The sequence below is a fragment of the Streptomyces sp. NPDC096339 genome, from assembly GCF_044762985.1.
Lineage (GTDB): Bacteria > Actinomycetota > Actinomycetes > Streptomycetales > Streptomycetaceae > Streptomyces.
Genome location: NZ_JBIWFI010000053.1, coordinates 39,360 through 49,596 on the forward strand (window position 1 = coordinate 39,360; position 10,237 = coordinate 49,596).

General features: G+C 72.8%; 9 protein-coding genes. 3 read left to right on the forward strand and 6 right to left on the reverse strand.

From position 1 onward, the window contains the following. Nucleotides 1-18: 18 nt before the first annotated feature. Together ACIQ5Y_RS37680 and ACIQ5Y_RS37685 are read left to right on the forward strand one after the other, a co-directional pair. On the forward strand, nucleotides 19-1,242 hold the full coding sequence (locus ACIQ5Y_RS37680; RefSeq protein WP_403891325.1) for a PQQ-dependent sugar dehydrogenase: 1,224 nt from the start codon (nucleotides 19-21) through the stop codon (nucleotides 1,240-1,242). Nucleotides 1,243-1,281: 39 nt separating this feature from the next. Next, nucleotides 1,282-1,470, forward strand: coding sequence for a DUF6191 domain-containing protein (locus ACIQ5Y_RS37685; protein ID WP_403891328.1), 189 nt, complete (start codon nucleotides 1,282-1,284; stop codon nucleotides 1,468-1,470). On the opposite strand, the gene ACIQ5Y_RS37690 is transcribed toward ACIQ5Y_RS37685, so the two are convergent. The 6 genes from ACIQ5Y_RS37690 to ACIQ5Y_RS37715 form a co-directional block, all read right to left on the reverse strand. Then, complete coding sequence (locus tag ACIQ5Y_RS37690) at nucleotides 1,433-4,495, reverse strand: AAA family ATPase (protein WP_403891331.1); 3,063 nt, start codon at nucleotides 4,493-4,495, stop codon at nucleotides 1,433-1,435. The genes ACIQ5Y_RS37685 and ACIQ5Y_RS37690 overlap by 38 nt on opposite strands. An 80-nt stretch (nucleotides 4,496-4,575) precedes the next feature. Then, nucleotides 4,576-4,743 carry a hypothetical protein gene (locus ACIQ5Y_RS37695; protein ID WP_403891334.1) on the reverse strand — a complete coding sequence of 56 codons (168 nt, stop codon included), beginning with the start codon at nucleotides 4,741-4,743 and terminating at the stop codon, nucleotides 4,576-4,578. A 189-nt stretch (nucleotides 4,744-4,932) separates the two neighbouring features. Next, nucleotides 4,933-5,517 (reverse strand): hypothetical protein, encoded by a 585-nt coding sequence (locus tag ACIQ5Y_RS37700; RefSeq protein WP_403891337.1) that lies wholly within the window; start codon nucleotides 5,515-5,517, stop codon nucleotides 4,933-4,935. Between the two features lie 100 nt (nucleotides 5,518-5,617). Beyond that, a complete protein-coding gene (locus ACIQ5Y_RS37705; protein ID WP_403891340.1) occupies nucleotides 5,618-6,172 on the reverse strand; it encodes a GNAT family N-acetyltransferase in 555 nt (184 codons plus the stop codon). A 21-nt stretch (nucleotides 6,173-6,193) separates the two neighbouring features. After that, nucleotides 6,194-8,434, reverse strand: a complete 2,241-nt coding sequence (locus tag ACIQ5Y_RS37710; protein ID WP_403891342.1) for an MMPL family transporter — start codon at nucleotides 8,432-8,434, stop codon at nucleotides 6,194-6,196. A 174-nt stretch (nucleotides 8,435-8,608) separates the two neighbouring features. Beyond that, nucleotides 8,609-9,013: a signal peptidase I gene (locus ACIQ5Y_RS37715; RefSeq protein ID WP_403891345.1), complete on the reverse strand. Its 405-nt coding sequence runs from the start codon at nucleotides 9,011-9,013 to the stop codon at nucleotides 8,609-8,611. Between the two features lie 60 nt (nucleotides 9,014-9,073). Here ACIQ5Y_RS37715 and ACIQ5Y_RS37720 point away from each other — a divergent pair, with 60 nt between their 5' ends. Beyond that, nucleotides 9,074-9,877: a GNAT family N-acetyltransferase gene (locus ACIQ5Y_RS37720; RefSeq protein WP_403891348.1), complete on the forward strand. Its 804-nt coding sequence runs from the start codon at nucleotides 9,074-9,076 to the stop codon at nucleotides 9,875-9,877. Nucleotides 9,878-10,237: the final 360 nt, after the last annotated feature.

Consider the following 10,237-nt stretch of genomic DNA (forward strand, 5'->3'; position numbering starts at 1 on the left):
CGGGAGGGGAGCAGGGCGATGCGATACGGATCGGGGACGTACGGGAGCGCGGGCGCGCGGCGCCGGAGCATGGTGGTGGCCGCGGTGGCGGCCGGGTGCGGCGCCCTGCTGGCGGCCGGGTGCTCGCCGCCGGGAGGGGCCGGGGCGGGGCCGAGCGGCTCCCCACCGGGCACGACGGCCGCGAGCCCGGGGTCACCGGGCCCGTCGGGGAGTCCGTCCGGCCCTCCGGCGGCCTCCGGTCCCCCGGCGAAGGGCTCGGTGACGGTGAGCGGCGAGATCGCCAAGGGGCTGGAGACTCCGTGGGGCGTGGCCCCGCTGCCCGGCGGGGATCTGCTGGTGGCCTCGCGGGACAAGGGGACGATCAACCGGGTCTCGGTGGGCTCGGGCGCGGTGACCGAGATCGGTGAGGTACCGGGGGTGGCGCCGGGCGGGGAGGGCGGGCTGCTGGGCCTCGCGCTGTCGCCGTCCTTCGCCTCGGACCGGCTGGTGTACGCGTACTTCACGACCGAGTCCGACAACCGCATCGCACGGATGCGCTATGACGAGCACAGAGCGCCCGGTCAGCAGCTGGGCGCTCCGGACACGGTGCTCCGGGGCATCCCCAAGGGCACGATCCACAACGGCGGCCGGATCGCCTTCGGCCCGGACAAGATGCTCTATGCGGGGACGGGCGAGTCCGGCGACGGTGCGCTCGCGCAGGACAAGAAGTCGCTGGGCGGCAAGATCCTGCGGATGACGCCGGACGGGCAACCGGTGCACGGCAATCCGGAACCCGATTCCGTCGTCTACTCCTACGGGCACCGCAATGTGCAGGGCCTCGCGTGGGACAAGGACAAGCGGCTGTGGGCCGCCGAGTTCGGGCAGAACACGTGGGACGAGCTGAATCTCGTCGAGCCCGGCGCGAACTACGGGTGGCCGGAGGCGGAGGGGAAGGCGGGCAGGCCGGGCATGCGGGATCCGGTGGCGGTCTGGCGGACCGACGAGGCCTCGCCGAGCGGGATCGCGTGGGCGCAGGGCTCGATATGGATGGCCGCGTTGAAGGGCGAGCGGCTGTGGCGGATCCCGCTGGCCGGAGCGGAACCGATCGCGGCGCCCGAGGCGTTCCTCGAGGGGAAGTACGGCCGGCTGCGCACGGTGGTGGCGCTCGGCGGGGACAGGTTGCTGCTGGTCACGAGCGAGACCGATGGGCGCGGGTCGCCGGAGGCGGGCGACGACAGGATTCTGACACTGACGGTGCAATAGCCGGCCCGGGCCGAGGCGCGGACCGGCGGGGAAGGCACGGTGGGCACGGTGTTCAACATGATCGAGGAGCTGTTCAGTCCGAGCCGCAGGCACACGGACGAGGAGAAGAAGCGGCTGGAGCTCTCCCGGGTCGACGTCAATGACGGCGACCCGGGGAAGGGTCCGATAGACCTGGACTCCGGCAAGGTGCTCATACGCCTCGAAGAGGAGCCTCCGTCCGGGCGGTGACCGGCACGGGCGGGGCGAAGAGCCTCAGCCGGTGGGCGAGGGCGGCGGCCTCGCCCCGGCCTGCGACGCCCAGCTTAGCCAGGATGTTCGAGACGTGGACGCTCGCCGTCTTCGGGGAGATGAAGAGTTCCTCGGCGATCTTGCGGTTGGTGCTGCCGGCCGCCACCAGGCGCAGTACGTCCCGTTCGCGACTGGTCAGGCCGAGCTCCTCGACCGGGTCGGTCTGCGGGGCGGGGATCGCCGGGGGCGTGTCGGCCGCGGTGAGGGAGATCCGGGCGCGCTGTGCGAGCAGGGCCAGGTCCTCGCGCAAGCGGCGGGTGCCGAGCCGGTCGGCGGTGGCGTAGGCGTCGCGGAGCAGGGCGGTCACGGGCTCCCGGTCGCCGCCGGCGGCCAGCAGGGCCTCGGCGAGCTGGTGGCGTGCGCTCGCCAGCAGGTACGGGCGTTCCAGCGGGCGGACGGCCTCCTCGACGGCGGTCCAGTCGGCGACGGTGTCCCGGGCCTCGGCTCGCAGCAGTTCGGCGCGTACGTACTCGGCGTGGGCGCACCACACCGGGGTCGGGGTCGACAGGCGGCGGGCTGCCTCGCGCAGGACGTCGAGGGCGGCTTCCCGGCCGGCTTCGGCCGCGGGGAGTCCCCGGGCGTCGGCCTCCGCGGTGGCGGAGGCCAGCAGCACCGGCCAGGCGTAGCGGTGCTGCCCGAGCGGGAATCCGTAGGCGACGGCGGCGGCCGTCTCGGCGCGGACGTCGGCGATGCGGCCCTCCCCCGCGGCGACGCCGACCGCGAGGTGGTACAGCGGTATCCGGTGCTGGGGCTGGATGTCGTGGGTGCCGAAGTGGGCTTGGGCCGCGGCCAGCTGCTGGGTCGCTTCCGTCAACTCGCCTCGTCCCAGTGCCAGATAGGCGAGCCGGGCCGCGGCCGAGCCTCGGGGGCCCGCGCTCTGCCCGACGCGGAGGGCGCGTTGGGCGGCCTCGCCGGCCTCGTCCCACCGGCCGAGGCCGTACAGGCTCTCCGCCATGTTGCCGCGGATCCAGGCCTCGGCGTCCAGCAGCCGGGACTTCCTGACCAGTTCGGCCCCTTGTTCGGCCAGTTCCACGGCTTCGCGGGACCGGCCCATTCCTTCCAGCTGAGAGGTGAGATTGATATGCGCACGTCCTGCGAGCACGATGAGGCCGAGTTCCGTGGCCCGTTCCCTGACCGCGTGGAGCTCGGCCAGGCCCCCTTCGCGGCCGCCGGAGTCGGTGAGCAGACTGCCCACCGTGATCCGCGCGTTGAGCTCGATGTCCTCGGCGCCGACCATCCGCGCGTACTCGACGGCGCGTTCGGCGGCGACGATGTTGCCGGGGCCGGGGTCGTGGAGCATGCCCCAGCCCGCGGCCCGGACGAGGACCTCGGCGTGCACCTGGGACGGGGGCAGCCCCTGCACCAGTTCCTGGGCCTTGGCGATCTCGTCCCAGCCGTCGCCCCGCCCCAGGCTCGCGACCAGCCGGGAGCGCTCGGTCCAGAACCAGGCGGCCCGCAGTGGGTCGTGACCGTCCTCCAGCATGCGCGCGGCCGTCTTGCAGAACTTCAGGGCGCGTTCCCGTTCCCCGCCGTAGCGGGCCGCCACGGTCGCCTCGGCCAGCAGGTCGAGGCGCTGGAGCGGGGTGTCCGGGTCGCAGCCGCACGGCGGGTACACATCGGTGTAGTCCGCCGGGCGGAGCTCCTCGCGGACCTGTTCCGGGACGCTGTCCCACAGGTCCATCGCGCGCTCCAGCAGGCGCAGCTGCTCGGAGTAGGCGTGCCGGCGGCGGGCGGCCACGGAGGCGGCCAGTACGGCCGGCAGCGCCTGGGAGGGGTCGTTGGCGTGGTACCAGTAGCTGGCCAGCCGGATGACCCGCTCCTCGGCGCGGATCAGCGAGCCGTCGGCCTCCATGGCCTCGGCGTAGCGGCGGTTGACGCGGGCGCGTTCGCCGGGCAGCAGGTCGTCGCTGACGGCTTCCCGGACCAGCGAGTGGCGGAAGCGGTAGCCGTCGCCGTCGGGGGTGGCGAGCAGGATGTTGGCTCCGACGGCGGCCCGCAGCGCGTCGATCAGCGCGTCCTCTCCCAGCCCGGCGACGGCGCGCAGGAGCGGGTACTCGACGGTGGATCCGCCCTCGGCGACGATGCGGACCACTCGCTGGGCCTCGTCGGGGAGGACCTCGACGCGGACGAGGAGCAGGTCGCGCAGGGATTCGGTGAGCCCGGCGCGGCATCCGCTCTCGTGGGAGGCGACGAGTTCCTCGACGAAGAAGGCATTGCCGTCGGACCGCTCGAAGACGGAGTCGACGAAGTCCTCCCCGGGCTGGGAGGCGAGGATGCCCGCGAGTTGGCGGCGCACCTCGGCGCGGTTGAAGCGGGGCAGCTCGATGCGGTGGACGGTGCGGAGCCGGTCCAGTTCGGCGAGGAGCGGGCGCAGCGGGTGGCGGCGGTGGACGTCGTCCGCACGGTAGGTGGCGACGACGACGAGCCGGCCGCCGGCGAGGGTGCGGAAGAGGTAGGAGAGCAGGTGCCGGGTGGAGGTGTCCGCCCAGTGCAGGTCTTCCAGGACGAGGACGACAGTGCGGTCGGCGGCGAGCCGTTCCAGCATCCGTGCCGTCAGTTCGAAGAGCCGGGCGGTGCTCTCCTCGTCGTGCGGGCCGCGCGGGGTGTCTCCGAGTTCGGGGAGGATCCGGGCGAGTTCGTCCTCCTGGCCGGCGGCCGCGGCGGCCAGCTCCTCGGGGAGTGCCCGGTGCAGGCTGCGCAGGGCCGTCGAAAACGGGGCGAAGGGAAGGCCCTCCGCCCCGATCTCCACACAGCCTCCGACGGCGACGACGGCGCCGCGGCGGGCGGCCTCGCAGAGGAACTCCTCCGTGAGGCGGGTCTTGCCGACCCCCGCCTCTCCCCCGATGAGCAGTGCCTGCGGCTCCTGGCCGGCGGCTCGCGTCAGTGCGTCGGTGAGTACGGCCAGTTCGTCGGCGCGGCCGACGAACACCGGGCTGACAGATCTGGTCTCCACGTCGCCGAGCATCGCACATCCGTGCTGCTGGGCGGCACTTGTTATCGGTGCGCTCCTCATGACGTGTCAGTCCACGCGTGTCGCGGCGCGGGTCACGCGGCGCGGGTGAAGCGGCTCCGGTGTGCGCTCACCGCCCTCTCGGTTTCCCGGCTTCGGGAGGAGGCGCGCCGCGCCTTCTTGGCCTCCCGGATCAGGCGGTACTCGTCGGCCTCGCGAATGAGGTCGGCGCTGCGGGCGGTGGCGATCTCGTACTCGAACATCTCGTACTCCCTGGTTGCGTTTCCCGGTCACCTCGTTCGGTGTGATCCAAGCTTCGCGTCCCAGGGGGTACCGGCACATCGGTCGCATGCCGCATCCGGGAGGGGCAGGGGGCCTTAGTCCCGGGCCCAAGGCCCCTCAGTCGGGCCGAGGACGCCTAAGGCCGTGCTTAGCGGGTGGTGGGGCGGTGCCTAGCTCATCGCCGGAGCCGGGATGGTGAGGAGGAGGTCGAAGTACATGAGGACGAAGAGCAGGACGCCGACGGCGCCGAGCGCTACGCCCGCCCAGGAGACGGAGCGGACCCAGGCGGGGAGGGTGCGCTGGGGGGAGGCGAGGGCCGGCAGGGCCAGCGCGAGGATCCCGATGATCAGGGCGAGAGCGGAGAAGATGCCGTTCACCAGGGCGGTGGTGTGCCACGGGTCGACGAACTGGGCGGCGATCTGCGCGTTGACGTCCGCGGCCTGGCTGAGCTTCAGCTGGCTGGTGACGCGGGCGCGTTCGGCGACTATGCCGCCGATCCAGCTTCCGCTGAGGGCCACGGCGCCGAGGCCCGCTGCCACGATCCCGAAGGCCGCGGCTCCGACGTGGCCCGGCTCCTCCGCCGCGGCCTCCTCGTCGGCGAACTCCTCGTCGTTCAGGTCCTCGTCGGCGAGCTCGGCGGTGGCGGGCTCGGCGTCGGCGAGCCCGGCAGCGGGTTCGACGGCGGGTTCGGCCTTGGTCAGGTCGGCCGGGGTGGTCTCCGCCTCGGGGGCGTCGGGGGTCTTGGTGGTGTCCATGCGGGGCACCGTAGGTGCCTTGTCTGAGAGTTTTCTGAGAATCCGCTGGTCATGGCCGTCCCGGGCCCCGCGGTCCGCGGGGCCCGTACGGACGCGTGCCTCAGGCGGGCCGGGCCCCGGGCCACTCGTGGGCGAGGACCGACCAGACCTCGGTGCTCTGGCGGACGCCCCGGTGCAGGTGGTTCTCGCGCATCACGCCCTCACGGGTGAGGCCGAGGCGCTCGGCGACGGCGATGCTCTTCTTGTTCCCCGTGGCGACGTGCCACTCCACGCGGTGCATGCCGCGCCCGTTGAAGGCCCAGTCGATGAGCACCCGGCAGGCGGCGGTGACCAGTCCGCGTCCGGCCGCCGAGGGCTCCAGCCAGCAGCCGACCTCGCAGTTGCCGGTGGCGGCGTCGAAGGCCGGGTAGAGCACCCCTCCGACGAGGGTGTCGTCGACCCAGATGCCGAAGAACCGGGTGCCGTCGTTCGCCGCCTTCTCCGCGTTCGAACGGAGCAGCTCGCGCGCCGAGTCCAGGTCGGTGGCCCGGTCGGGGAAACCCACGTACTGACCGATGAATTCGCGGCCGCGGTCGATGTGGGCGAGGAATTCCTTGGCGTGCCACACCTCGAGGGGCCTCAGCTGGGCGTCTTCGGCCAGGTCTATCGCGAACATGAGTTGAGTCCTTACGGCTGGTCAGCTGGACACGGGTACAGAGTCAGCCGGCTCCGCGCTGTCTTCGCTCGGCCGCTGTGCCGGAAGTTTCCCATGCGGGTGGTGCTCCGGCGGCTCGATGCTGATCCTGGGCAGCCGTCGGTCGAGCCAGGCGGGCAGCCACCAGTTCGCGCCGCCGAGCATGTGCATCAGCGCCGGGACGAGGAGGGTGCGCAGCACGAAGGCGTCCAGGGCGACGGCCGCGGCGAGCGCGATGCCGAACATGGCGATGATGCGGTCGCCGCTGAGCACGAAGGCCAGGAAGACGGAGATCATGATGACGGCCGCCGAGTTGATGACCCGGCTGGTCTCCGCGAGGCCGACGCGGACGGCTCGCTTGTTGTCGCCGGTCTCCAGCCACTCCTCGTACATCCGGCTGACGAGGAAGACCTGGTAGTCCATCGACAGTCCGAACAGGACGGACACCATGATCACGGGCAGGAAGGGTTCGATGGGGCCCGCACTGCCCAGGCCCAGCAGCTCGCTGCCCCAGCCCCACTGGAACATGGCGACCACGACTCCGAAGGAGGAGGCGACGGCGGCGATGTTCATGGCCGCCGCCTTGAGCGGGATCCCGATGGAGCGGAAGGCCAGCAGCAGGAGGACGCAGCCGAGGGCGACGACCACCGCCACGAAGAGCGGGAGCTTGCCGATGACGACCTCGGCGAAGTCGTCGTAGCCGGCGGTCACGCCGCCGACGTGAGCTTCCATGGAGTTGCCGTGCTCCGCGCGCGGAACCACGTCCTCGCGGAGCCGGTCGACGAGCTCGCTCGTGGCCCGGGACTGGGGGGCGGAGTCGGGGACGACCGTGATGACCGCGGTGTCGCCGCTGCGGTTGAAGACGGCGGGGCCGGTGGAGGCGACGCCCTTCGTCTTGCCGAGCGCCTCCGCCAGGTGCCCCACGGCGAGGCGGTCGGCGGCCCCGTCGAGGCGGGCGACGACGGTGAGCGGGCCGTTGCTGCCGGGGCCGAAACCGTCCGCCAGCAGGTCGTAGGCCTGCCGGGTGGTGGAGGTCGCCGGGTTGTTGCCCTGGTCGGAAGTGCCGAGGTGCAGCGAGAGCGTGGGCAGGGCCAGTACGACCATCACGGCGGTGGCGACGATGCCGAGCAGCTTCGGGTGGCGCTCCACGAAGGCGGACCAGCGGACGGCGAAGCCCGTGGTCTGTTCGGGCAGCGGGCCCTCGGCGGCGAGCCTGCGGCGTTCGCGGCGCGACAGGGCGCGCATGCCGATCCAGGAGAGGAGGGCGGGCAGCAGGGTGACCGAGGCGGCGACCGTCAGGACGACCGTGACGGAGGCGGCTATCGCGACGCCGTTCAGGAAGTTCAGCCGCAGGACCAGCATGCCGAGCAGGGCGATGCAGACGGTGGCTCCGGCGAAGACGACGGCACGGCCGGTGGTGGCGACGGCGTTCTCGGCCGCCTCCTCGACCGGGACTCCCCGGGCGAGTGCCTTGCGGTGCCTGGTGACGATGAAGAGGGCGTAGTCGATGCCGACGCCGAGGCCGATGAGCGTGCCGAGCATCGGGGCGAAGTCGGCGACCGCCATCGCGTGCCCGAGCAGCGTGATCCCGAAATAGGCGGTGCCCACGCTGACGAGGGCGGTGGCGATGGGCAGCAGGCTCGCGGCGAGCGAGCCGAAGGCGAGGAAGAGAACCAGGGCCGCCACGACCACGCCGATGACCTCGGCGAGATGGGTGGCGGGGGCCTCGGTCAGGCCGATGGCGCGGCCGCCGAGTTCGACCTGGAGACCGCCGCTCTCGGTGGCCGGGTTCTTCGCCGCGTCGACCACGGCCTTGGCCTGGGCCTTGGGTACGGAGTCGGCCTGCCGGTCGAAGGTCACCACGGCATAGGCGGTGCGCCCGTCGGAACTGATCTGGGCGCCGCTCTCGGGGCCGGGGCCGTAAGGGCTGCTCACCGACCCGACGCCGGGGAGACCGGCGATGGTGTCGAGCGCGCGGGTCATGCGCTGCTCGATGTCCGGGGTGCGGGCGTTGTGATGGTCCGGGGCCCGCCACACGATGGTGTCTGTGTCGCCGCCCTGGCCGTGGAAGCCCTCGCGCAGCAGTGCGTGCGCCTTGCCGGACTCGGTGCCGGGCACCTCGTAGTCGTTGGAGAACGCCGATCCCGCGGTCCCGGCGGCCACCGCGGTCGCACCGAGGGCGAGCAGCCAGATCAGGACGGCGAGGAGACGGTGGCGAATGCACCACCGTGCTATTGCTGCCAACGGACGTGCTCCCTGGTGGTTCGGATCTTTACCGGGGGCGGCCCGTCGCAAAGAACGCTGGAACTCGTGAAGGCCCGGCTGCGCGTTCGGGGGGTCACCCCTGGGCGCGCCGAGATGGTCTACAAGGCAACGATCGCAGCGTTTCGTGATCGTTGGCCCGTTTCGTGTGCTTCGTCACAGGGGTGCGGCGTCGCCAGGTCCACCGTCGGGTTCGTCCACCCGGTAGCCGGGGATCGAGGGCCAGCGGACGGTGAGGACCACGGCGTCCTCCTCCGCATACCAGGAGTGGTCGACTCCGCGGCCCCACAGCACGTAGTCCCCCTGCTCGGCGAGTACGACGGTCCGCCCGGGGAAGTCCAGCCGGAACCGCCCGCTGATCAGGACCAGCAGCGCGGTCCGCTTCTCCGCGGTCGCCCACCGCTCCCGCGCCTCGCCCTTCGGGTGGACGCCCCACTTGATCTCCACGTCCTCGCTGTGACGGGGATCGCCGGGGTCCTTGAAGTGGCCGAGGAGCCAGCCCCGGTCGACGGCCGCGTCGGGGCCGGCCTTGCCGGTGTGGATGGTGGAGTCGTGGTTCACGGGGTGAGGCTAATGCAGTTGTGCGGGCCGGTCCGACACTGGTGATCTGGGGTGATGACCATGGATCACGATGAACTGGTGAAGGTGCGGGCCCGCTTCGACGCGGAGATGCGCGAGGGCGCACAGCCGGACGCGGCGCAGGCGCGCGTGGAGCGGGTGGGGCCGGTGGTGCGGCAGATCATTCCGGGGCTCGGCTGGAGCGGTGTGCTCTGGTCCGACCTCGACGAGGAGACGGCGGACGCCGTGATCGCGGAGCAGGTGGCGTTCGCGGAGGAGTGCGGGGCGTCGGAGTTCGAGTGGAAGCTGTACGACCACGACCGGCCGGCTGACCTCGGGGACCGGCTGCGGGCGGCCGGGTTCGTGCCGGAGCCGGCCGAGACGCTGATGATCGGGCGGGTCGCGGAGCTCTCGCTGCTGCCGGTCGATCCACCGGAGGGGATCACCCTTCGGGTGGTGACGGACGAGGCGGGGGTGGACCTGATGATGGAGGTCCACGCGCGGGCCTTCGGGACGGAGCGGCCGCTGATCCGGGAGCAGATGCTGGGCCTGCTGCGGGACGAGCCGGAGACCATCGCGGCGGTGCTGGCGATGGCGGGCGACACCCCGGTGAGCGCGGCCCGCATGGAGATGCGGCCGGGCACGTCGTTCGCGGGCCTGTGGGGTGGCGGTACGGTCCCCGAGTGGCGGGGCCGTGGCATCTACCGGCTGCTGGTGGCGCACCGCGCGCGCATCGCGGCGGAGCTGGGCATCCCGTACCTCCAGGTGGACGCCTCGGACGACAGCCGCCCGATCCTGGAGCGGCTGGGCTTCGCCCGGCTGGGCGTCACGGTGCCGTACGTACTCACCGGCCTCGCGGACGACTGAGCCCACGCCGGAGCCCGCGCACCGCCGCGCCGTCGGGGTCGGGCGTGCGGCGGGGCGCCGCCGTGGGTGGGGCACCCCCCGCGCCGGCGGGGTCGGGCGTGCGGCTGAGCGCCACCGTGGGTCGGGCCACCCCCCGCGCCGTCGGGGTCGGGCGTGCGGCGGGGCGCCGCCGTGGGTGGGGCACCCCCCGCGCCGGCGGGGTCGGGCGTGCGGCTGAGCGCCGCCGTGGGTCGGGCCACCCCCCGCGCCGTCGGGGTCGGGCGTGCGGCGGGGCGCCCCCGCAGGGCGTCGAACGCAACCGGGTTGTGCATGTCCGCTGCCTCTGCACGTTCGACGCCCGAGGAGGTGCCCGGCCGCGCG